Source organism: uncultured Azohydromonas sp. (genome assembly GCF_937926365.1).
Taxonomy (GTDB): domain Bacteria; phylum Pseudomonadota; class Gammaproteobacteria; order Burkholderiales; family Burkholderiaceae_C; genus Azohydromonas.
Window position 1 is genome coordinate 16876 of sequence record NZ_CALAOH010000249.1, and the last position, 22903, is coordinate 39778.

General features: G+C 67.5%; 19 protein-coding genes. 10 read left to right on the plus strand and 9 right to left on the minus strand.

Features of this window, described 5'->3' with window-relative positions; all coding sequences use genetic code 11:
- Positions 1 to 701: 701 nt before the first annotated feature.
- Entirely contained in the window at positions 702 to 2162 is a 1461-nt protein-coding gene (locus Q0741_RS27335) for a replication initiation protein (RefSeq protein ID WP_298236348.1), read from the plus strand.
- A 115-nt stretch (positions 2163 to 2277) separates the two neighbouring features.
- Here the strand turns inward: Q0741_RS27335 and Q0741_RS27340 are convergent, their stop codons facing one another.
- The 4 genes from Q0741_RS27340 to Q0741_RS27355 all read right to left on the minus strand — a co-directional run bounded on the left by Q0741_RS27340 (position 2278) and on the right by Q0741_RS27355 (position 6426).
- A complete protein-coding gene (locus tag Q0741_RS27340) occupies positions 2278 to 3390 on the minus strand; it encodes a porin (RefSeq protein WP_298236349.1) in 1113 nt (370 codons plus the stop codon).
- 174 nt (positions 3391 to 3564) lie between these two features.
- The gene (locus tag Q0741_RS27345) at positions 3565 to 4443 is read right to left on the minus strand and encodes a TauD/TfdA family dioxygenase (RefSeq protein WP_298236350.1); all 879 of its coding nucleotides are present in this window, start codon (positions 4441 to 4443) and stop codon (positions 3565 to 3567) included.
- A gap of 11 nt (positions 4444 to 4454) precedes the next feature.
- Complete coding sequence (locus Q0741_RS27350) at positions 4455 to 5429, minus strand: tripartite tricarboxylate transporter substrate binding protein (RefSeq protein WP_298236351.1); 975 nt, start codon at positions 5427 to 5429, stop codon at positions 4455 to 4457.
- Positions 5430 to 5457: 28 nt separating this feature from the next.
- Complete coding sequence (locus tag Q0741_RS27355; RefSeq protein WP_298236352.1) at positions 5458 to 6426, minus strand: tripartite tricarboxylate transporter substrate binding protein; 969 nt, start codon at positions 6424 to 6426, stop codon at positions 5458 to 5460.
- Positions 6427 to 6586: 160 nt separating this feature from the next.
- On the opposite strand from Q0741_RS27355, the gene Q0741_RS27360 reads away from it, so the two are divergent.
- The 7 genes from Q0741_RS27360 to Q0741_RS27390 all read left to right on the plus strand — a co-directional run bounded on the left by Q0741_RS27360 (position 6587) and on the right by Q0741_RS27390 (position 14409).
- Entirely contained in the window at positions 6587 to 8014 is a 1428-nt protein-coding gene (locus tag Q0741_RS27360; protein ID WP_298236353.1) for an FAD-dependent oxidoreductase, read from the plus strand.
- Between the two features lie 78 nt (positions 8015 to 8092).
- Positions 8093 to 8914 (plus strand): IclR family transcriptional regulator, encoded by an 822-nt coding sequence (locus tag Q0741_RS27365; RefSeq protein ID WP_298236354.1) that lies wholly within the window; start codon positions 8093 to 8095, stop codon positions 8912 to 8914.
- 7 nt (positions 8915 to 8921) lie between these two features.
- Positions 8922 to 10217: an aconitase X catalytic domain-containing protein gene (locus Q0741_RS27370; RefSeq protein ID WP_298236355.1), complete on the plus strand. Its 1296-nt coding sequence runs from the start codon at positions 8922 to 8924 to the stop codon at positions 10215 to 10217.
- Entirely contained in the window at positions 10214 to 10657 is a 444-nt protein-coding gene (locus Q0741_RS27375) for a DUF126 domain-containing protein (RefSeq protein WP_298236356.1), read from the plus strand. The genes Q0741_RS27370 and Q0741_RS27375 overlap by 4 nt, the downstream gene beginning before the upstream one ends.
- Positions 10650 to 12350 (plus strand): dihydroxy-acid dehydratase, encoded by a 1701-nt coding sequence (locus tag Q0741_RS27380; RefSeq protein WP_298236357.1) that lies wholly within the window; start codon positions 10650 to 10652, stop codon positions 12348 to 12350. Before Q0741_RS27375 ends, Q0741_RS27380 begins: the two co-directional genes overlap by 8 nt.
- A gap of 103 nt (positions 12351 to 12453) precedes the next feature.
- Positions 12454 to 13407 carry a tripartite tricarboxylate transporter substrate binding protein gene (locus Q0741_RS27385; RefSeq protein ID WP_298236358.1) on the plus strand — a complete coding sequence of 318 codons (954 nt, stop codon included), beginning with the start codon at positions 12454 to 12456 and terminating at the stop codon, positions 13405 to 13407.
- Positions 13408 to 13440: 33 nt separating this feature from the next.
- Positions 13441 to 14409 (plus strand): tripartite tricarboxylate transporter substrate binding protein, encoded by a 969-nt coding sequence (locus Q0741_RS27390; RefSeq protein WP_298236359.1) that lies wholly within the window; start codon positions 13441 to 13443, stop codon positions 14407 to 14409.
- Positions 14410 to 14749: 340 nt separating this feature from the next.
- Here Q0741_RS27390 and Q0741_RS27395 read toward each other — a convergent pair whose 3' ends face one another.
- Positions 14750 to 17692 carry an ankyrin repeat domain-containing protein gene (locus Q0741_RS27395; RefSeq protein WP_298236360.1) on the minus strand — a complete coding sequence of 981 codons (2943 nt, stop codon included), beginning with the start codon at positions 17690 to 17692 and terminating at the stop codon, positions 14750 to 14752.
- Positions 17693 to 17931: 239 nt separating this feature from the next.
- Between Q0741_RS27395 and Q0741_RS27400 the strand changes: the two genes are divergently transcribed.
- Positions 17932 to 18264, plus strand: a complete 333-nt coding sequence (locus Q0741_RS27400; protein WP_298236361.1) for a type II toxin-antitoxin system PrlF family antitoxin — start codon at positions 17932 to 17934, stop codon at positions 18262 to 18264.
- The gene (locus Q0741_RS27405; RefSeq protein ID WP_298236362.1) at positions 18257 to 18766 is read left to right on the plus strand and encodes a type II toxin-antitoxin system YhaV family toxin; all 510 of its coding nucleotides are present in this window, start codon (positions 18257 to 18259) and stop codon (positions 18764 to 18766) included. Before Q0741_RS27400 ends, Q0741_RS27405 begins: the two co-directional genes overlap by 8 nt.
- 174 nt (positions 18767 to 18940) lie before the next feature.
- Here the strand turns inward: Q0741_RS27405 and Q0741_RS27410 are convergent, their stop codons facing one another.
- The 4 genes from Q0741_RS27410 to Q0741_RS27425 all read right to left on the minus strand — a co-directional run bounded on the left by Q0741_RS27410 (position 18941) and on the right by Q0741_RS27425 (position 22834).
- On the minus strand, positions 18941 to 19369 hold the full coding sequence (locus Q0741_RS27410; RefSeq protein WP_298236363.1) for an RES family NAD+ phosphorylase: 429 nt from the start codon (positions 19367 to 19369) through the stop codon (positions 18941 to 18943).
- Between the two features lie 140 nt (positions 19370 to 19509).
- A complete protein-coding gene (locus tag Q0741_RS27415) occupies positions 19510 to 20130 on the minus strand; it encodes a hypothetical protein (RefSeq protein ID WP_298236364.1) in 621 nt (206 codons plus the stop codon).
- Positions 20131 to 20470: 340 nt separating this feature from the next.
- The gene (locus Q0741_RS27420) at positions 20471 to 21016 is read right to left on the minus strand and encodes an RNA 2'-phosphotransferase (protein ID WP_298236365.1); all 546 of its coding nucleotides are present in this window, start codon (positions 21014 to 21016) and stop codon (positions 20471 to 20473) included.
- 918 nt (positions 21017 to 21934) lie between these two features.
- A complete protein-coding gene (locus Q0741_RS27425; protein WP_298236366.1) occupies positions 21935 to 22834 on the minus strand; it encodes a hypothetical protein in 900 nt (299 codons plus the stop codon).
- Between the last annotated feature and the right edge of the window lie 69 nt (positions 22835 to 22903).

Consider the following 22903-nt stretch of genomic DNA (forward strand, 5'->3'; position numbering starts at 1 on the left):
TGTGCACAAGCGCACGCCCTGCTGTGTGCCGCCACTTGTTGTATGGAAACCGTCACTTTGCTGCCCTGCCAACTCCAAGGCATGCACCGCGCTACAGGCTCCGTATGCGGTTGGGCTGCCTAGTTCGGCAAGCCGGGTTTTCAGCTTCAGGCATGCATGCAAGAGCCAGCTAGCTTAATAAATTTATAAAGCAAGCAAGCATTTCGGAGCCCAAAAACTCCTTTTAAATCAAAGACTTACGTGCGGCAAAGTGACGGTTTTTGTGCAATTTTGGGGTCAAAGTGACGGTTTTTGTGGTGGATAACTACCCAAAGTGACGGTTTTTGTGCAACCCAAAGTGACGGTTTTTGTGCAGCAAGGTGACGGTTTTGTGCAAAGTGACTGTTTTTGTGCATGTCTACTGCCAGCTGCTTCGTGCCGCTCCGCGGCCGGGCTGCTGAAGTCCAAGGTGACGGTTTTTGTGCAAGCCTGCTGCCGGCTCCTCTCAGCCGGCCTTTGACCAGACGGCTGGAATGGAACCCAAGGTGACGGTTTTTGTGCAGGGCTGCTGCTGGGTGCTCCCTGCCTCGCCGTGGCCGAATTGCTACTACTCGCGGTGACGGTTTCTGTGCAGGCAGGGGAAAAGTGACTGGGCTGCGTTGACCGACAGTCACCATCCGGATAACCTGCGACGCTTTTAAACCTACAGCTGTACGAGGCCCATGGCGAAGAGCAAACCTGCCCAGCCGGCTATCACACCTGCACAGGTCCGGGACTCAGTGAGCGAGCAGTACGCTCTGCAGCTTTTCGAGGACACCGTCGGGCGCAAGGGCCGATCCGCAACCATTGCGGATGCTGAACGCGACTTGGCATTTCCAAAGAACAATATCTTTGTAGATATCGCTGGCGTTGGGGTCTTGACTCGGCGTGGTCTCAACGTGATGAACTACCTTGCCAGTGATGCGCCGGTAGAGCAGTTGGAGTTCGACTGCGACGTTGACCTCTTCAAGTTCCTTATCAACTACGCGAGTCGCAATCAAAAGCACCTCAAGGATGCGCTTCGCGAGGCCCAGAAAACCAGCATCGTCGTAGAGCGTGAAAGGCCCGAGGGTGTGGGCGGAAACCCGGAGTTCGTCTCAATTCCGCTGGTCGGCATGGTTGGTATAGCAAATGGTCGTGTCTTCTTCCGCTTCGACCCAACCATCCGAAAGCTGCACAAAGACCCTCGCGGGTACACGCTGCTGTCATTGCGCACTACGTCAAACTTTCGCTCGGTCTTTGCCCATTCACTGTACGAGAAACTGAAGTCTGTCTCTTACAGGGGATCGCCGACCGAATGGCTCACCGTGGAGGCAGCGCGCGCCTGGGTCGGCGCGCAAGACTCGCAGTTCATGAGTGAGTACAAGCTGTTCCGGCAACGCGCGCTGTCCGTGGCAATCGAGCAGATCAACGATTTATCAGACCTTTATGTTGAGTATGAAACAAAAAACGTTCCGGGCTCGAAAAAGGTTTCTCATATCAGATTCATCTTCCGCGCTCAGGAAGGTGAAATGGTGCATTCAATGCGCCTGACGGAGACACGCAAGGCAATATACGAAACCCTGCGCGGAGAGTTTGGCGTGGGTACGGTGGACTTGCAGGCCATCACGTTGAATGCGGACAGATTCACACCGGAAAAAATACAAGCGGCGATTGAATTTGTGCGCCATCGCATCAACACGGCAAAAGGCAAGAAAATACAGTTCCCCGGACGTTTATTCATGAAGGCCCTGCAGGAGGGCTGGACGGTGCCGACCGCTGAAGTGAAAGATACGGGGCCGAATTCCAGTAGCCGCAAGCATCAGGCTGGCGGATCTGCCGCTACCGTGGATTCTAATGAGCAGGATGATCCCGTAGCACTCGCCCTGCGCAAGGAGTTCGAGCGCGACGGCGAAGAGGGATTCAAAGTCTACTCAGAAAGCGACCCGGAACGGCGCCGTGAATATATGGCCGGGTTCATGAGAACAGCGCATTTTCGGGTGCTGTGCAGTCAGCTTCAATTGGACAAGAAAGCCTTCTCTGAGCAATTGCTGCTGTCTCATGAACGCTTGCGGCATGCATTTGGCAAGTACGTCCTGAATGCTCGCAAGAAGGCGGCCAAAAAATCACAGGGAACAGCCCAAGCCGAGATGAACCTGACCTGACCTGGGCGCGGGTCAGCCGCACGCACGAAGTCAGCCGCAGCACTGCTCTTGCCCAAGCCGTTGGGCCCGGCAACAACCCGCAGCCGGGGATGTGCCGGGCCCTTTCGCCCATGCCTCAGAACAGATGCCGCAGGCCCAACGCGACGGTGCTGGCGGAGCTGCCCGCGGGCAGCGTGTTGCCGGGACCGAAGACGCCGAACAGTGCCGTGGTGGCGCGGCCGTTGAAGGCGCCGTTCTTGTCGTCGATGCGGGCGTAGCGCAGGTACACGTCGGTACGCTTGGACAGCGCGTAGTTGGCGCCCAGGTTGACGTGGGTACTGCGGCCCTCGGCCTTGGCCGCTCCGGTGGTGTACTCGCGACCGTCATCCTCGGTGCGGCCCACCTGGGCGACGAAGCTCCAGGACGTGCCCACCGGCACCTTCACGCCGATGCTCGCGCCCCGGACCTTGGGCGTGGCGCCGCTGGCCAGCTCGTTGCGGTAGTCCCAATAGTTGCCGCCCAGATTGAAGGCGCCGAACTTGTAGATGGCACCGACGTTGAAGGCGCGCTGGTCGGCATCGCCGGCCGCCAGCTCCTGGCCGCCCTGGACGTAGCCCACGTTGACGTCGAGCGGGCCGGCCTGGTAGCGCAGCATCCCGCCAACGTTTCGCTTCATCGTGCCGGCGGCCGGGATCCAGGGCGTGGCTGCGCTGGGGGCAACGGCCGCACGCTCCCCAGCAGCCACGGCCACCATGCCTGAGAAGCCGCTGAAGTTCGGCGTCCAATAGCTGACCTGGTTGTCCTGGCGGCTTTGCTCGCCATTGGAGAGGTACATCGCAAAGATGGGCGAGAACACGGCGAAGGCGTCCACGTCGCTGAACAGCAGCGAGTAGTGCAGCGGCGAATACTGCCGGCCCAGCCGGACCTCGCCCAAGCTGGAGGAAGTGAGGCTCACGTAGGCCTGGCGGCCGAACAGCCGCCCGCCCTGCAGCGAGGTGCCGGTGTCGAGGGCGACACCGCTTTCCAGCACGGCCGTGGCCTTGAGGCCGCCGCCCAGGTCCTCGATGGCCCGCAGGCCCCAGCGCGAAGCCGTGAGGCCGCCGCTGCCCAGCCGTGTCATCGAGCCGCGGCCGGAAATGCGGTTGGACTCCGCATAGACGTCGGCCACGCCATAGAGCGTGACGTTGGACTGCGCGACGGCGCTGCCAACACAAGCCAGCAGCGCGGCGGCCATGGCGGGATATTTCATCGGGTTGTCTCCCGGTGGTGAGTTGATTGGTTTCGGTTCGATGACGAGCACTGACGCCAGGGACCGGGCAGTGCTGCGCCACAGCCACCGCATGCACGGCGGCTGGGGTCGGGTTGGGGCATTCAGGGCGTGCCGCCGCAGGTCAGCGCCGGCGCAACAAGCCGCGCGTCAGGCTCAGGCGGCGATGGCCTCGGGCGACAGGGCGACCTCCTCGGTGGTCGCGCGGCGCAGCTCCCGCCGCTCCGAGAAGTCATACCAGCGGCCGCGGTGCACGGTGGCGGTGTTGTCCCACATCACCAGGTCGCCCGGGGTCCACTCGTGCGTGTAGACGAACTCGCGCTGCGTGGCGTGCTCCAGCAGGTCCATGATCAGCATGCGGCCTTCGGCCGTGGTCATTCCGACGATCTCGCTGCAGTGGATGCCGACGAAGAGGATCTTGCGGCCCGAGCGCGGGTCGGTTTGCACCAGCGGCCACACCGCCGGCGGGATCGCGTTGCGCTGCTCCTCGGTGTAGTTGGTGTCGCCCAGCAGGAAGCGCGAATGCAGCGCGTAATGCACCGCCTGCAGCTTGTCGAGCTTCTGCTTGAGCCAGTCCGGCAGCGCGTCATAGGCCATGCGCAGGTCGGCGAACTGGGTCTGGCCGCCGAAGCTGGGCGTGATGCCGCAGGACAGCATCGAATACTTGGCGCGCGGGCGCTGGAAGGAGCTGTCGCTGTGCCAGAGCTGGTTCGCGATGTTGCCGACGATCTTCGCGTGCTCGCGGCTGGCCACCTCGCCCTCGGCCGTGACGTTGGAGATGTCGGCGAGCTCGGCGTACTTGAAGCGGTGCGGGCCGCCCTTGACCTTGCGCAGCCCGAGGTCCAGGGGGCCGAAGCGCTTGGCGAAGGCGATCTGCTGGTCCTGCGTCAGGGGCTGCCCATGGAACACGAGCACCGCGTGCGTGTCCATGGCGTGCTCGATCTCGCGCACCTGCTCGGGCGTGAGCGGTTGCGTCAGGTCGATGCCGCTGGCTTCGGCGGCGAAGGGCGACAGGGGGTTCAGTTGCAGGCTCATCGGAGTCTCCTTCACTCGGGTTTGATGTTGGCCGCCTTGACGACGCGGCTCCATTTGTCGATCTCGGTCCTGATCACGGCGTCGTAGGCCTCGGGCGTGGAGCCCACGGGCTCCATGCCAAGCTCCACCATGCGCCCCGACAACTCGGGCGAGCGCACCGCCTGGCCGATGTCGGCGCTGATCTTGTTGAGCAGCGGCCGCGGCACGCCGGCCGGCGCGATGACGCCGATGAAGCTCATGGCGCTGAAGCCCGGCACCGTCTCGGCCACCAGCGGGATGTCGGGATTGGCCAGCGCCCGCTTGGAGCTCGACAGCGCCACCACCTTCAGCTTCCCGTCCTTGACGAAGGGCATGGACGAGAACAGCACGTCGAACAGCACCGGCACCCGGCCGCCGAGCACGTCCTGCTGCGCCGCGGCGCTGCCCTTGTAGGGCACGTGCACCATGTCGATGCCGGCCATGTGGTTGAGCATCTCGCCGGCCAGGTGCGTGCCGGTGCCCATGCCCGGCGTGGCATAGCTAAGCTTGCCCGGGTTCTTCTTCGCGTATGCGATCAGCTCGGCCACACTGCCCACGGGCAACGAAGGGTGCGTGAACAACCCGAAGTGCGCCTGCGACACTTGGGCCACCCCCACGAGATCCTTCTTCGTGTCATAGGGCAGCTTGGGCTGCAGGGCCGGGTTGATCATGTGCGCCGTGATCGCCATGCCCAGCGTGTAGCCGTCGGGCGCGGACTTGGCCACGAAGTCGGTGCCCAGCATCGTGCCGGCGCCGGGCTTGTAGTCCACGATCACGGGCTGTCCCCACTGCGCCTGCAGCCGCTCGGCCAGCAGCCGGGCCACCATGTCGGTGGGGCCGCCGGGGGCAAAGGGCACGATCAGCTTGACCGGCTTGGCGGGCCAGGCCCCGGGCTGCGCAGCGGCCCACAGCGGAAGCAGGCATGCGGCGGCGAGCAGGCCGCGTCGTGCGGCTGCGAATCTGTTCATAGCGGTGTCCGTTGGCGGGTGTCGGGGTTCAGTCGGCGGTGGCGCCCGAGGCCTTGACGACCTTGGCCCAGCGGTCGATCTCGGTCCGGATGTAGGCGTTGAATTCCTCGGGCTTGCTGCCCACCGGCGTCAACGCGATGTCGGCCATGCGGGCCTTCACCTCGGCCGATTGCAGCGCGCGCGCGAAATCGGCGCTGAGCTGGTTCACGACCTCCGGCGGCGTGGCGCTGGCCACCACCGCGCCGAACACGCTCTGCACCACGAAGCCGGGCAGGGTTTCGGCGGCGGCCGGGATGTCGGGCGCGATGCCCTCGCGCTTGGGGCTCAGCACGGCGATGGGCTTCATCTTGCCGGCCTTGATGTGGGGCAGCGACGAGAACAGCGGATCGAACAGCAGGTCCACGCGGCCGGCGAACACGTCCGGGTAGGCGCCGCCGGAGCCCTTGTACGGCGCATGCAACATGTCCAGGCCGGCGCTGGTCTTGAGCAGCTCACCCGCCAGGTGCATCGAGCTGCCGCTGCCCGGTGAGGCGTAGGTGAGCTTGCCCGGATCCTTCTTCGCCAGCGCGATCAGTTCCTTGAGATTGCCCGCCGGGAGACTGGGCGAGGCCGCCAGCACCACCGGCGAGGTGGCCAGCATCGACACGCCGGTCAGGTCCTTGAGCGTGTCGTAGGGCAGGTTCTTGCGCAGGCTGGGGTTGATGACATGCGACGTCACCACCAGCCCGATGGTGTGGCCGTCCGGCGCCGCCTTGGCGGCGAAGTCGGTGCCCAGCACCGTGCCCGCGCCGGCCTTGTAGACGACCAGCACCGGCTGCTTCCAGAGGGCGTTGAGCTGCTTCTCCAGCAGCCGCGCCAGGATGTCCACCGCCCCGCCGGGCGCATTGGGGACCACCAGCGTCACGGGCTTGCTGGGGAAACCGCCTTGCGCCCAGGCCAGCGCCGGACCCAGTGCGCAGCCCATGGCGGCAGCGCACAGCAACGATCTGCGAATCATCTCGTCTCCGATAGTGTTTGCAAAACTTTGGACGCTACGACCGTTTTATTCAAGACATCTGTGATCAACCCTGTATCAGTTAGGGTCGATATGGCGGAGAACTTTGATTTTTTTGGTCCGAATGTCCAAAATTTCAGTAACGCACAGGAGCACTGACCCCATGAAGACCATCACCCGCACGGACGAGCGGATCCTGCAGTCGGACATCTTTGAACGCGAGACGCGCCGCCAGCGGCCCGATCTGGGCACCTGGCGCGAGGCCGCCCGCGACGTCAAGGTGTACCGGCGCTGCGACGTGCTGGTGGTCGGTGGCGGCCCGTCGGGCACGGCGGCCGCGGCCGCGGCCGCCAAGGAAGGCGCCGACGTGGTGCTGTTGGAGCGCTACAACCACCTGGGCGGCCTCTCCACCGGCGGCCTCGTGATCTGGATCGACCGCATGACCGACTGGTCCGGCGACCTGGTCATCCGCGGCTTCGCCGAGGAACTGTTCGACCGGCTGCCCGCCGATGCGGTGGCCGGACCGTCGCGTGCCGAATGGGGCTCGCGCGACCCGGCCAAGGCCGCGTACTGGAGCAACCGCACCGCGGCCTACCACGGTGTCGTGACCTGGTCGCCCACCATCGACCCCGAGCGGCTGAAGCTGCTGAGCCAGGACATCGTGCTGGAGCGCAAGGTCCAGCTGGTCTACCACTCCTGGGCGGCGGAGCCGATCGTCGAGGACGGCGCGGTCAAGGGCGTGGCCTTCGAGAGCAAGGAGGGCCGCATGGCGATCCTGGCGAAGGTGGTGGTCGATGCCACGGGCGACGGCGACATGTTTGCCCGCGCCGGCGCCGCCTACGAGAACGACATCGAGGAAGCCGACGTTCACCACTGCATGAACACCTCGTGGCTGTTCGGCGGCGTGGACATGAAGCGCTGGATCGACTTCAAGACCGGCGAGCCCGAGCGGCACGCGGCGTTCATGCAGGGCGGGCGTGACGCGCTGGGCCTGTTCGAGCGTCCCTTCGTTTCATGGCGCAACGACATCGCGCTGTTCATGGGGCCGCGCCAGTCGGGGTACTCGGCACTGGACGTGGACGACCTGACCGAGGTCGAGGTGAGGTCGCACCGGGCGATGGCGGCGCACCTGGAGTACTTCCGCGCGCACGCGCCGGGCTTCGAGAACGCGTACTTGCTGCAGAGTGCGCCGCAGATCGGCGTGCGCCATGCACGACGGCTGCGCGGCGTCGGGGCCGTGCGGCGCACGCAGTGGCCCGATGGCATCGCGCTGCCTGACGAGGTGGGCGTGACGCCAGCGGTGTCGCCCAAGTTCCCCAACATCTCCATTCCTTATGGCGCGCTGGTGCCGGAGCGGGCCGATGGCCTGCTGGCTTGTGGCCGCCACATCTCGTGCGACAAGAACTCGCATGGCTTCATGCGCGAGATTCCCCAGTGCTGGATCACCGGCCAGGCCGCCGGCGCGGCCGCCGCGCTGGCCGTGGCCCAGGGCGTGCAGCCGCGCGCCGTGGACATCGCCTCGCTGCAGCGGGCGTTGATCAAGCAGGGCGTCTTCCTGCGCACCGCGGACGCCACTGCCGCGGTGGCCTAAAGGCGCCGAAGCGCTGCCGCCATGCGCAGTCCTACAGTGCCAGGTGAGGCCGCAAGGGTGCGGCCGCGGACATTCACCATGGCTGAACAAGACGAACCGCAAAACAACAACCAACAGGCCCAGCGTCCCGACACCGTCAGCGCGCTGGAGCGCGGCATCGCCGTGCTGCGCTGCTTCGATGAGCAGCATCGCCAGCTCACGCCCACCGAGCTGGCGCGCCTCACCGGCATCCCGCGCCCGACCGTCACGCGGCTGGCGACCACGCTGGTCACCCTGGGCTTCATGACCCAGGAGCCCGGCGGTGAGCGCTTCATGCTGGGCCCGGGCGTGGTGTCGCTGGCGCGCGTGTTCCTCTCCGGACTGGACGTGCGCGCGGTGGCGCGCCCGCGCATGCAGGCCCTGGCCGAGGCCGTGGGCGGCGCGGTCTACCTGGCCGTGCCCGATGGGCTGGACATGGTGCTGATCGAGGCCTGCCGGCCGCGCTCGACCATGCTCACCGCGCGCCTGGACGTGGGTTCGCGCGCACCCATGGCCAACTCCGCGCTCGGCCGCGCCTACCTGTACGCGCTGCCGGCGCCCGAGCGCGAGGCGCTGATCGAGTCGCTGCGGCTGGCGCGCGGCAGCGATTGGCCCTCCCTGGAAGGCGGGCTGCGCCGCGCGCTCGACGAGGCCGCGCGGCTGGGCTACTGCAGCTCGGCGGGCGAATTCCATCGCGAGATCAACTCGGTGTCGGTGCCGCTGATCGGGCCCAACGGCGAGGTGATGGCGCTCAACTGCGGCGGCCCCGCATTCGTGTTCACGGAGCCGGTCCTGCGCGACAGCGTCGCGCCCGGGCTGATCGAGCTGGCACGGGTGCTGGCGGCCGACATCGGCGGCAGCGTGCCGCCACCACGATCCTGACCATTCCATGCGACTCAACGACGACGAAAAGGCAATGCTCGACGGCCGCGACGGCGCGGCCGTGAGCAAGGCGATGGACCTGCTGGTCCGCTACGGCGAGGCGCTGGGCGCCGAGCGGCTGGTGGACACCCGCAACGTGTGCGGCACCGTCAGCGCCAGCACGCCCTTCATGCGCGACTTCGCACTGCAGAAGGGCGGTATGGACGCGGTGTTCTCCGAATTCAACCTCGACAGCGACACCGTGGTCGAGGTGCCGCCGGTCAAGGTGTACAGCACCCACCTGCAGCTGGGCTTCGACCCGAACGAGGCGCAGCGCATGGGCATCGCCGAGGAGGTGGTGCAGTTCTACCGCAAGGGCGAGGCCTTCACCGCCGGACGCGGCGTGCAGCTGGGCAACACCTGCACGCCGTACCAGGTGGGCAACGTGCCCACGCGCGGCGAGCATTGCGCCTGGATGGAGTCGTCAGCGGTCGTGTACTGCAACTCGGTGCTGGGCGGGCGCACCAACACCGAGGGCCGCGAGAGCACCGGCGCGGCCATGCTCACGGGCAAGATTCCCTATTGGGGCTACCACCTCGACGAGAACCGGCGGGGCACGCACCTGGTTGAGCTCGACATCGACCTCGAATCCACCTTCGAGTGGGGCCTGCTGGGCTACTGGATGGGCGAGCTGGTGCAGGAGCGCGTGCCGGTGGTGGTGGCGCGCGGCGGCCGGTTCCTGAAGGCGCCCAACCTGCAGCGGCTCAAGCATTTCGGCGCCGCGGCCTCCTCTTCCGGCGGCGTGGAGATGTACCACCTGGTCGGGGTCACGCCCGAGGCGCCGACGGTGGAGGAAGCCTTCGGCGGCAACCGGCCCGTGCAGCGGCTGCGCTTCGGCGAGGCCGAGCGGCGCGCGACCTGGGACAAGCTCAACAGCACGGCGCGGGACCGCGAGGTGGACTACGTGATGCTGGGCTGCCCCCACTACAGCATCGAGCAGATCTGGGAAGCGTGCCAGCTGCTGCAGGGCCGCAAGGTGCACGAGAACAGCAGCCTGTGGATCTTTACCCCGCGTGCCATCAAGGCCCTGGCCGACCAGAACGGCTACACCAAGATCATCGAGGACGCGGGCGGGCACCTGATGAGCGACACCTGCTCGGCCATGAGCCGCGCCATGCCGCAAGGCACCAAGGTGGCCGCGCTCGACTCGGCCAAGCACGCGCACTACCTGCCCGCGATCATGGGCGTGCAGGCCTGGTTCGGCACCACCGCCGATTGCATCGACGCGGCCTGTACCGGCCGCTGGAACGGGAGGCTCGCATGAACACGACGACGGCAACTACCACCATCGTGCTGCATGGGCACAAGGTGGTCGGCGGCATCGCCGAGGGCGAGGCGCTGCTCACTACCGAGCGCATCTCGGGCTGGGGCGGCATAGACCCGCGCACGGGCAGCGTCATCGAGACGCGCCACCCGCTGCGCGGCGTGAGCTTCGCCGGCAAGGTGCTGGTGTTTCCGGGCGCCAAGGGCTCGTCGGGCTGGTCCAACCAGTTCCACATGACGCGGCTGATGGGCACCGCGCCGGCGGCCATGCTGTTCAACGAGATGACGACCAAGATCGCGCTCGGCGCCGTGGTGACGCGCGCACCGGCGCTGACCGGTTTCGACCAGGACCCGCTGCAAGTGATCCGCACCGGCGACTGGGTACGTGTCGATGCCGAGCGCGGCATCGTCGAAGTGACGAGGCGATCCACCGATGAGTGACCAGACCCCCAAGCGCAAGCTGCGCAGCAACTTCCCGCGCGGCTCCTACCTGTGGGCCGTGCGCAATGCGCAGTGGCAGGCGATGGGCATTCCCGAGGCGGATTGCGAGAAGCCCAAGATCGCGGTCGTCAACTCCAGCTCTGAGCTCGCAGCCTGCTACAGCCACCTGGACCAGGTCGCCAAGGTGGTGAAGGAGGCGATCCGCGCCGCCGGTGGCGTGCCTTTCGAGATCCGCACCGCGGCACCGAGCGACTTCGTCACCGGCGCGGGCGCGCGGGGCGCCTACATGCTCGCCGCGCGCGACCTCGTCACCAACGACATCGAAGTCGCGGTGGAGGGCGCGCAGCTCGACGGCATGGTGTGCCTGACCTCGTGCGACAAGACGGTGCCGGGGCAACTGATGGCCGCGGCGCGCCTGAACGTGCCGACCATCCTGGTGCCCTGCGGCTACCAGGCCAGCGGCGAGTACAAGGGCGCGCACGTGGACATCGAGGAGGTGTTCATCCACTCCATGCACGTGGTCACGGCCAACAAGCCGGCCGAGGAGGTGGTGGAGATGAGCCGCTGCGCCATCCGCTCCCCCGGCGTGTGCTCGGGCCTGGGCACGGCCAACACGATGCACGTCGCTTGCGAGGCGCTGGGCCTGGCCCTGCCCGGCAGCGCGCCGGTGCGCGCCCTGTCCGACAAGATGTTCGAGGACGCCAAGGCGGCCGGCGCGCGCATCGTGCAGATGGTGTGGGACGACCTCAAACCGCGCGACATCCTGACCGGGGCTGCGTTCGCCAACGCGGTGAAGGCGGTGCTGGCCATCGGCGGCTCGCTCAACGCGGTCAAGCACCTGCAGGCGGTGGCCACCGAGGCGGGCACCGGCATCGACGTCTATGCGATGTTCGAGCGCTTCGGGCCCGAGACGCCGGTCGTTGCCGGTATCCGCCCGATCGGCGATCGCTTCATTGAGGAGTTCGAGGACGCCGGCGGCTGCCGCGGCGTCATGAAGCAGCTTGGCGCGCTGATCGACACCACCGCGTTGACGGTTTCGGGCGCAACGGTGGCCGACAACCTCGCCGTCTTCCAGGTGCGGGACGAGGAGGTCATTCGCCCGGCTTCGCGGCCGGTCGCGCCGCGCCCCGCGGTCGTGCTGCTGCGGGGCAACCTCGCGCCCGAGGCGGCGCTGAGCAAACCCGGCATCGTCGAGCGCAAGGTGCGCCGCTTCAGCGGCCCGGCGATCTGCTTCTCCACCTCCGACGAGGCACTGGCGGCGATGAACGACGGCCGCGTGCGCCCCGGGCACGTGATCGTCATGCGCGGCGCGGGCGCTTGCGGCGGCCCCGCGATGGGCGGCGGCGCATCGCGCGTCGTGTTCGGCATCGACGGCAAGGGCTTGGGCGACCAGGTCGCGATGCTCACCGACGGCCACCTTTCGGGCCTGGTCTGCAAGGGCCTCGTCGTGGCCGAGGTCGCGCCCGAGGCCGCCCTGGGCGGGCCGCTGGCGCTGGTGCGCGACGGTGACACGATCACGATCGACCTTGACACGCGCCGGGTCGATGTGGACCTGAGCGACGACGAGCTGGCACAGCGCCGCGTGCAATGGCAGCCGCCCACGCCGGTGTTCGACCGCGGCTGGCTGCAGATCTACCGCCGCAACGTCGGGCCGCTGTCCCAGGGCGCGGTGCTGGTGCGCGACACGAAGTAGCACCCGCGGCCCCGAGCCCGTCACGAACGAAAGCACGCCCTGCCCGCCTGCGCGGGCAGGCGAGGACTCGCCTTGTGTTGACCACCTTTGTGGAGTGAGGCCCATGTTGAATCGTCGAACCGTTCTTGCGCTCCCGGCCAGCGCCTTGGCTGCCAGCGCGTGGGGCCAGGGCACGGCGGGTCGCCCCGTGCGCCTGGTGGTGGGCTTCGCGCCCGGCGGCGCGGCCGACAGCATTGCGCGCGTGATCGCACAGGCACTGGGCCGGCAGCTGGGCCAGCAGGTGATCGTGGAGAACAAGCCCGGCGCCGACGGCATCCTGGCCGCGCAGGACGTGCAACGCGCCGCGCCCGATGGCCACACCCTGCTGTGGGGCACGAACACGGCCTTGGTCCAGGTGCCCTCGACACGCGCCAAGCCGCCATACGACCCGTTCAAGGCCTTCACGCCCATCAGCTCGGCGGGACAGTTCTCGATGTTCCTCGTCACCAGCCCCGCGCTGAAAGCCGACCACGTCAAGGCGCTGCTGGACGAGGTGGCCGCGCATCCCGACCGGTACAACGCCGCCTTCAGCAACGGTGCGGCGCAGCTGGCCATGATCCAGCTGCTCGGCCCGCGCAAAGCCGTGTACGTGCGCTACAAGGGTGACGTGCCCGCGTTGACGGACCTGGTCGGCGGCCATATCCACATGATCTGGACGACCGGCACCTCGGCCCCGGCCTTCGTGAAGGACGGCCGCGCGAAGGCGCTGCTCACGTTGCAGCCGCAACGCAGCCCGCTGCTGCCCGAGGTGCCCACCGCGGCCGAGTTGGGCCTGGGTGAGCTCACCATCCGGGCCTGGGCGGGCATTTTCGGCCCTGCCGGCATGCCGCCGGAAATCGTTGCGAAGCTCAACAGCGAACTGCAGGCCGTGTTCAAGCGCAGCGACGTGAAGGAGCAGCTCGCGGCGCAGGGCTTCGAGGGCTTCGGCATGGGGGTGCCCGAGTTCGCCGCGTTCTTCAAGGAGCAGCACGACGGCTTCACCCGGATCGTGCGGGACAACCACATCCGGTTCGAGTGACGCCCGGATTTCATAACGTTCAGGAGACATTGCGTGAACCTGATCCAACGCCTGCTTGCCGTGGCCATCGCCGCGACCAGCTTTGCCGCCGCGGCGCCTGCATGGGCCCAGAGCTTTCCTGACAAACCGGTGCGCCTGATCGTGCCGTTTCCGCCAGGCGGCGCCACCGACGCGCTCGCCCGCCTGATGGGCGACAAGCTGGCCGAGCGCTGGAAACAGCCGGTCGTGGTGGAAAACCGGCCGGGCGCGAACACCGCCCTTGGCACCGACGTGGTGGCCAAATCGAAGCCCGATGGCCACGTGCTGGGCATCGTGACCGGTTCACACGTCATCAATCCGCTGCTGACCAACAAGCTGCCCTACGACACGCTCAAGGACTTGACCGGTGTCATGGCGCTCACCCGCTTCCACATGGCGTTGTACGCGCATCCGTCGTTCCCTGCGAACACGCCGGCCGAACTGATCGCGCTGGCCAGGCGCAATCCGGGCAAGGTGGCTTACGCCTCGGCAACCACGCAAACCTACCTCGGCATGGCGCTGCTGGAGATGAAGACGGGCGTGAAGATGCAGTACGTGCCCTACAAGGGCAGTTCGCAAGCCATCAACGACCTGATCGGCGGGCATGCCCAGTTGATGGTGGACCCGGTGCTGCAAAGCACCCTGGAGCATGTCAAGAGCGGCAGGCTCAAACTGATCGGCACGCTCGGTGCCACCCCGGCCGAGTTGACGCCCGGCGCGCCAGGGTTCTCCGGCGTTGTGCCGGGTTATGACTTCTCAGGCGTCTTCGGCCTTGTGGCGCGCGGTGGCACCCCGCCGGCACTGGTGAGCCGCATCCGCGACGACTTCGCCGCGGTGATGAAGCTGCCCGAGGTCGCTGAGCGCATCCGCAGCATCGGCCAGGAACCCCTGGCCACGACCCCGGATGAATACAACGCTTACATCCGCGACGAGATGAAGAAGTGGGAGCCGGTGGTCCAGGCTACGGGTGCCCGCCTGGAGTAAGGCCGATGCAACTTCGTGGTCTCGGGCAGCTTGACCGCGCGCAGTTCGATTCCCGCAGCCTTGGCATCTTCAAGGGCCTTCGCGCCCGTGGTTTCTGATGTCGTTTGACACCGCACGGCTCCATGACGCAGTTTTCGGCATGCGTCGGAGCCATTTTTGCTGCAGATAATCGAACTAATCCAAGGGGCGTTTTTTGACGCCGATTCAGCTGTTCACCCAAGCCGTGGCCGGCCCGCAAGACACGACAAGGAGTTGCGGCAGCTGCGGCTGCTTTGCCGCAGCCGCACGCTCGCCGATCGGCCGCACTGGGCATGCAGGATCGGCGCCTGGCGTGGAAGGGCTATGAGCCGCTGTCCGGCGCCAGCGCCGCGGCCGTCCAGCCCAACTGGCCCAGCAGCCGCGCGGGTCGCACTTGGTAGGGCGTGTCGCCGCCACAGCCGCGGTCGATCCAGGCCAGGTTCAGTGCCTCGTACACCGGCTGCCAGCCTTCGCCGCGGCGCAGCAGCAGCGCGGGGTTGGGCAGGTAGCGGCCCTGGCGCGCACGGCGCCAGAGCCGGCGCGCCGGCCGGTAGTCGCTGTCCACCTCGCCGCGGGCCAGCACATGGTTCACGTAGCTGCGCTTGCGTCGCCTGTCGCTCCACAGGTGCGGCGGCAGCGCTTCAAGCACGCCCTGCAGTTGCTCCGCAAAGAAGCCTTCCTGGTACTTCCAGGGCTCCAGCGGCCGGTGTACGCAGCGCGACCACTGCGTCTTCAAACCCGCCAGCATCAACGTGAGCAGCCAGTATTCGCCCTGGTGGTGCTCGATGCGCACCAGGCGGCCATCGACCTGCACGTCCATGGCCGCAGGCGCGAGCAGATCGAACAGCGCCGGCAGCCCGGCGCGGGCGAACTCCGGCTCCTCCAGCGCGCGGCTGACTGCGAACAGCCACGCCGTGTGGCCGAACTCGTCCTGCACGGCGGCATCCGCGCCCTTGTCCAGCAGCGCTCGCACCAGGGGCGCGTTGCCGGCGCGCGCAGCCAGCATCAGCGCCGTGGCACCCACGGGCGTGCGGTGGTCCACGCCGTGCACGTCGGCCAAGCGCAGCACCTCCTTGAAATTCCTGGCGGCATAGGGCTGCAGGTGGCGCTGGCGCAGCGCCGCCACCGTGCGGCGCACCAGCAGCTCGCCCTGGGCCCATGACGGCACGCGGATGTCGCGCGTGTCCTGCCAGCCCGCCCCCAGGAACTCGCCGTCCACGACCAGGTTGCGCGCCGCGGAAAAGCCTACCGCCGCGAGCTGCTCGATCCAGCGCTGCTGCCCATGCCACAGCGCGTAGTCCAGGATCGCCTGCCGGGGCTTGGTGCTCGGGCTGGCGGCATCGAAGGCCTTGGGCGCGAGCTGCTCGATGTGCGCCTGATCCCATGGCGTCCAGGGCACGGGGCGGTGCTGCAGGAAGGTGTCGCGAATGGCCTGCGCCTGCTCGGCCTTGCCCTGGAGCTCCAGCTTGCGCGCCTCCTGCGCCCACTCGTCCTTGCTGGAGGCGCGGGCGGCTTGCACGCTGGCCTCGCCGGGGCGCAGCCCCAACAGCTGCAGCAGCGCGTGGCCCGTGTCGGCCTCCACCAGCGTGAGCGAGCGCACCGCGCGCGTCATCGCCACGTACAGCGCGTTGACGTAGAACTTGAACACCTCCAGCGAGCGGTCGGACTTGTCCCGCGCGCGGGCGTACTCCAGCGTCTCGCGTTGCACGTCGGCCTCGGTGACGCCTTCGCACACCTCGGCATAGGCGGCGCGCTGGCCCGAAACGAGGTTGAACAGCAGCACATGCGGGTACTCCAGGCCCTTGGCCTCGTGTACCGAGAACAGCAGCGGGGTGCGGAAATGCGCCCGCGCCGCGGCCTTGTCCTCGTCGCGCAGCACGATCACCGCGTGCTGCGCGGAGGCCCGGGTGGCCGCATCCAGCGCCTTGAGCGCCGCGTCCCGGGCCGGCACCAGCGAGACCTCGCCCTCCTCGCCCGAGGTGCTGTGCACGAGGAAGTTGCTCTCGCGGTCCACCGAGCCGAAGCGCGACTGCTTGACCTTGAGCAGCCGGTTGGCCAGCTCCGTGACGCGGCGGGTGTTGCGGAAGTTGGCCTGCAGCACGTGCAGCTGCTGGCGCTGCGCCGCCGCGCCGGCCAAGCCGTGCCAGAACATCGTCTTCACCGCGGCCCAGGAGAAGAAATTCGGGTGCACGATCTGGTTGCTGTCGCCGCACAGCAGGAACTGCCCCGGCGTCTTGAGCGTGGCCAGCACCAGCGCCAGCTGCACCGGGGTGAAGTCCTGCACCTCGTCCACGACCACGAAGTCGTACTCGGGGGCCGCCCGCGCGCGCCACTCGTGCGCCACGAGGTTGGCGTCGAAGAGCCCGGCCTCGGCCAGCCACTGGCGGTAGCGCTGGAACAGCGCGTGCGCCGCCTCGCGCGCCGAGGGCGGCAGCAGGCTCTGGCGCGGGCCCAACGCCAGGTAGTCCGCCAGCGCCAGCGGCCCGCCGGGCTGGGCGCCGATGACGCCGCGGAACTCCTCGAACAGCGCGTGGGCGTCGATCTCGCCCAGGGCGCGCACGGCCTGGCGGTGGCGCTCGCACCAGCCGCGAAAGGACCGCAGGTCCACTTCGCGTCCCGGCGGCACGTGCAGGGTCTCCAGCAACTCGCGAAAGCTCACGAACTGCGCCTCCTGCGCCGGGTTCTCGAACCCGTGCGCCCCGTAGAGCGCCAGCGCCCCCTGCGCCAGGTACGGCGAGAGCGTGACGTACAGCACCCGCCCGGGGAGCTCGCGCAGCCGGGAAATGGTCAGCGCCGTCTTGCCCGAGCCCGCGGAGCCGACCACCACCAGCGGCAGCGCCAGCCGCGACAGCGCGTCCTGCGCATCGTCGAACACGACGGGCTTGTCCAGCAGCTCGAACTGCGAACGCTGCGGATGCAGCCAGCGCAGCGGCGCGAGCTCCGCCTCGGGCACCGCCGCGGCCTGCGCCGGCGGCTCGTGCTCGATCTTGGCCTCGTCCACCACCGCCCCGCGCAGGAAGCGCGAGTGGTCATAAGCGTGGTTGAGGATCACCTCCAGTGCCAGGCACACCGTCTGGCCCTCGATGCGCGCGAACTGCAGCAGCAGCCGGTTGGCATGGTCCAGCCGCGCCCGGTAGTACGGCCCCGCATGCAGCTTCTTCACGTCCGCCGAGCGGAAGTCGCCGGCTTCGATGGCCGCGCGCACCTTGTCAAAGGCCGCTCGCACGCGGCGCAGGTCGAGATCCTTGTACTGGAGAAGACGCATGGGATGGAGGGCCGGGAATTGCAGTGGCTGGGCCTGTCATTGTCGGGTCGGCATCCATAGGCTGGCCTTGCAGCGAAAGCGCCATGCATGCCCGCAGCAGCAGCGTCTTCGGCCTTCACCTGGCACGTCCAGCGCGGAAAAGCGCGCCACTGTTCGACAAAGGAGAAAAAGTGCGGGCGGCACACGCAATGTACTTGCATTACCATGTAGGCATCAACCGACTCCAGGAGTACAGACAAATGCCCGTGACGCTCGAAGCGGACTCGTCGCTGACGGATCGCTACCAAACCACGGTACCGGAGCCAGTACGCCGGGTTCTGAAGCTGCGCAAGCGCGACCGGCTGCACTACGTGGTGCGCGACAACGGCGAGGTGGTGCTCTCGCGCGCGGCCCCGGCGGACGAAGCCGAAGACCCGGCGCTTGCCCCGTTCCTGGCGATGCTGGCGCGCGACATGGCCAGCAACCCGCAACGGCTGCAAGCCGTGGGGCCGGAGCTTGCGCAGCGCATTCATGCGCTCGTGGGCGACCTCGACGTTGATCTCGACGCACCGTTGTCTGCGGCTGATGAGTGAAACCAGTCCACTGGTCGTCAACGGCTGGACGGTCTACGCTCACCCGCTGTTCCTGGATCAAGTTGAAGATTTGGTCAACAAGGTCGCCGAGCTCCGGCAAAAAGACCCGACCGGCTATCGACAGAAGAACGCCACCAAGCGGCTGGCAGCCATCGCCAAACTTGCATTCAACGTGATCCCACAGGACCCGAGCCGGCCGGAATATCGCCAAGGCGCCACGCTGGGAGACACTTACAAGCATTGGTTCCGGGCCAAGTTCTTCCAGCAATACCGCCTGTTCTTTCGCTACGACACGGCAGCCAAGGTGCTGGTGTTGGCTTGGGTAAACGACGAAGGCACCAAGCGGGCGTACGAAAGCAGCGACGATGCCTACCGGGTATTTCAGCGCATGCTCAAAGGCGGCAATCCACCGGACGACTGGGACACGCTGCTGGCACAGGCCAAAGCGCAGGCCAAACGCCTGCACGAGGTTTCGGTCAACACGACACAGCCCTCTTCCTGACGCTGAAACAGGACTGGGCCGCGTTTCCAAGATTTGACATAACGCCCTGGTGCCGATTTTTCCCGCCGTGTGCCCGCCATCCGCAACGTGGTCTGCTTGGCTGCTGTCCAGGCCTGAACCCAGAGCGCGACAGGTCCAGTCGTTCACCCATGTGGCCAGTTGCATGCGGGCCGGTCAGATCGAGATCACCCGGAAGTCATCGCACAACTGCTCCAGCAGCTTCCCTTCCAGCTTTGCCGCGCCATCCTTTGTCATCCCGGAGCGCTCGAAGACGGCGTAGCAGAAAGCGGTGTTGTTCTGGCGAGAAACGTAGCGGATGCCATCCCAGCGCCGGTCCGCTTCGTGGATGGCGCGCGCCCACTGCTGGGAGTGCGTGTAGCCGCCGCCGCTGAGGTCGTTGTTCAGGCCCAGCGCCTTGAGCGCCGTGCCGGTGAGATCGGCGAGCAGCAATTGTGGACGCGCGGGCCGCTGAAACGACACCACCCACCGGCTCGTCAGGTCGGCCTCGGCCACCACCCATGAACCTCGGTGCCAGGCCGACGACTCGTGGATCACCGTCTCGGCAAAGGCCGTCGCAACCTGGTCGGCCGCGCAAGCAGACACCGAACGACTGCAGCGGGTCATCGAAGCGGCCGCTGGCGGCCCTGCCCCACCACGGCTCGGTAGCCGGGCGCCGCGACAGGCGCTCCAGCCGCTGGACGGGAACTTCGACAGGCTGCAGCAGGTGCTCGAAGGTGCCGGGTTCAGGTACGCGCATCGCCTGCCGGGTCGCTGCCTGAATCCCTCCGCTCGTCGGCCCAGGCATGTGCCAGCTGCACCACGCGGGCGAGCTGGCCGTCATGGATCGCGGCCACGGCCGATCTGCCCTGCAGGCCACCGTGCTCGCGCAGCCAGAACGTGAGCTTCTCGCTGGGTGAGAGCTTGTCCAGCGCGCGGCAGACCTCGGCAGCCTGCTCGCGCGTGATGTCGCACAGCTGCGCCAGGTAGTAACGCCGGCTGGCGATCTTCATTGAGAAGAGGTCGCCACGCTCGACGGCCTGGTCCAGCGCCTGGCGGCTGACGCCCCAGCTGCTGCCCAGCCCGGCACTGGGTATCAAGGTGCCATCGCGCACCCACTGCTGCAGCAGGTTTTCACCGCGAGCGCGTGCACCGTGCAGCCCGCCAGCGCCGGTGTCCGGGCCGGAGGGCGCAGCAGCCGTGGCTGGCGCAGTCCTGCCGGGATCGGCCGCCTGGGCCTGGACGCTGGCGGCCTCGGCCAATGCCCTCTCGACCTCGTCGACGTCGGTCTCGACCGCCCGCAGCAATGCCCTGGCTTGCGCAAGCTCCTTGCGCATGCTCACGAGCTTGCGCTGCAGCGCCTCCATCGGCAGTGCTGGAGATACGCCGGCAAGGCTGCTCGGGGCTGGGACAGATCTGGCGGCCATGACCACAGTGTAGCGACAAGCAAGCAGAGCAAGTGGAGCAAGCATGAACTGGCCTGCTTCAACGTCAGGACCCAGTGTCCCTGCGGGTGCTGTGCTTGGCCTTGCGCCACCTTGCGTGGCCGGCCCCGGCGTTTCGGCGTCGGCGTGAGGTCCAGGTCGGCCGGGGTCAATTCGAAAGCGGGCATGAGGTTCCTGATTCTCACCAGGGTCTCCAGCCGGGCGCCCTCCTCTATCGCGCGCAGCCGGCCTTCGGCCTCGGCATGTGCTGGATGCCGCAGCTTCACCTGCTGCGGCGCAGGAACGCCGGCGGGACCCTGGCCGTGAGCCACACCCCGTTCTCGGCCTGGTGGAAGACAAAGCCCTGCGCGTGCATGCGCGCGGCGTCCACGACGAGTACCACCGGCAGCCCGTAGCGCAGGCCAACGGTGCGGGCGGTCGCCTCATCGGTCGAGAGGTGAACATAGTGCCGTGAGCCGGGCCTGAGGCCTTCCCGGCTGATCGCGGCGACGAAACGCGAAGCCGTGCCATGGAACAGTACGTCGGGCGGCTGCCTGGGCTCGAAGTGGCGCTGAACGACGTGCGTCGAGTGGCCCTGGACCGCACGGATGCGCTGGCCGTTGGCCGAAAGCTCGAAGCGCTTCTTGTCGTTGGCGGCAACGACCTGCTCGATGAGCTCGCGCGAGAGCTGCCGCCCCTGCCGGGCCGCGCTGGCGGTGAGCTCGTCCACGCTGCCCCAGCCCTCGGCATCCAGCGTCAGGCCAATGGCTTCGGGCTGGTGGCGCAGCACGAAGCTCAAGAACTTGCTGGTCTGGACGAGCTTGCTCACGCGGTTCTCCGGTCCGGGTCGATGCCAGCCTTGCCAGCAGCGCCGCGACGGCCGCCTTCGCCTGGCACTGCTGCCAATACGGGCTGCCGAGTGTGCAGGCGCAGCGGGTGCCTTCGCTGCCCTGCCGGTCCTCGTGGAACACCGCGAGGCCGCTCACCCCGTTGCCGATGTAGACCGCATCCACGGGGCAGCCCATGTCCGCTGCAATGATCTTCAGGGCAGCGGCATGCCGGGCGTTGAGCGCTTCGTTGGCGGGAAACAGCCGCTTCACGGGCCTACCTCTGCTGCTGGGTGAACACGGTTCACCGCCGGCGCGGCCGGTGCTGGAACCCTCGGGCGGTGACGCCGACACCATTCCTGGCTCGCTCTCGGGCAACCGGCATGCGCCCATATGTCTTGCGCAGGCCCCAGCTCGAAGCCGGCAACACCTGAGCATTCCGGTGCCGTGACCGCCCGCCGCGGGATCGTGACCGCTGCGTTCAGCCGGACGCGACCGGGCCCACACGTTGCAGAGCGGCACGACGCTGGCAGCCTGCACGCCGTGGCGGTATCCGCCTGGCGCGGTCAAAGGAAAGAGGGCGGCAGCGGTTGAGCTGCGCGGGACGGGAAAAGCGGCTTGGGGAAAAGGAGTAGTTACCCGGCCCGCTGCGTCGCCCTGGAAATCGTCGTGGTGCTGGTGGCCATGATTCCCGAGCGCCTTTGCTGGCATGTTGCCGGCCAGGGGCGAGGCAAGGCTTGAGCCGTGACCCTCGCTGGCCACTGGCAATCGGACGGGCGGACATGTGCGCCTCCTGACGAATGAGACGGAAAAGGGCGGCAGCCTGAAGGCTGCGCGGGATGGGAAGTAGGGGGAGGAGATGCGCCCCACCCCGCTGTTGATCGCCCTGGAAAGCCTCTTGAACCCGGCGCCCGGCCGTATCAGGGCACGGCGCGGCGGCGTGGCTGCGGCACGGGAGCCGCGGGCTGCTGCTGGCGCGGCGGTTGGTCCAGGCCCGCACGCAGCCGCTCGTGCATGTCGGTGAGCGTGGCGCGCAAATCCTCGTCCAGCACGTCGCGCAGCTGCTCGCCCAGGGCGTCGAGCGTTTGGGCGTCGCCTTTGTCGGCCGCGTGCTGCATCTGCTGCGCAAAGGCATCGGCGTCGAAGCCGCAGCGGACCTGCGGCGGCGGCGCCATCGGCCGCTCGGGCGCCGGGGGGCTGGCCGGTGCCGGCGTCACTGCAGCCTCTTGCCCGTCGCCTTCGGCCGCAGGTGCCGGCGCTGGTGCCGCTGGCGGCCTCGCGCGCTCGCGAAGCATCGCCTTGGCCTTGTCGGCGGCGGTTGGCGCGTGAGCAGCAGCGCCGGCATCGCCCTCGCCTTGTGCATCGTTGGCTGCCGGCGCCGCTTCCACCGGCTCGAACCAGTCCGACGGCGTGCTCATCTCGTCGCGCAGGCTCACGTAGATGCGCTTCAAACCCACCACCTGCGCCGGCTGGATCGACTCGATGCGGCGCTGGATGCGGCGCTCGATCTGCTCCTTGGTCACGCCGAACTCGCCGGCGAAGGTGTCCAGCAGTCGCCTGATGCCCTCAGGGGACGTGTCGGCCTTGGCGCGCAGCGTGGCGCTGGCCTGCTCCATCGTCATTTCCGTCACGTCGCCCGGGATCTGCGCCAGGATGCACGCCCGCTTGCGCCGCGCGGCCTGGTTGGCACAGAGCTCGTAGATGTCGCGCTCGTCCTTGAGCCGGTAGCCGCCGTGCTTGGTGTCACGCCAGTGGCGCACGAAGAACTGGATGACCTCGCGGTTATTGGCCTCGTGGTCGATGGTGCGACTCGAAGTCAAGTCGCGTAATTGTTCTAGTGGTACGAGTCGGAAGTTCGCTGACAGAACTCGGCCACGGACGCCAGGATT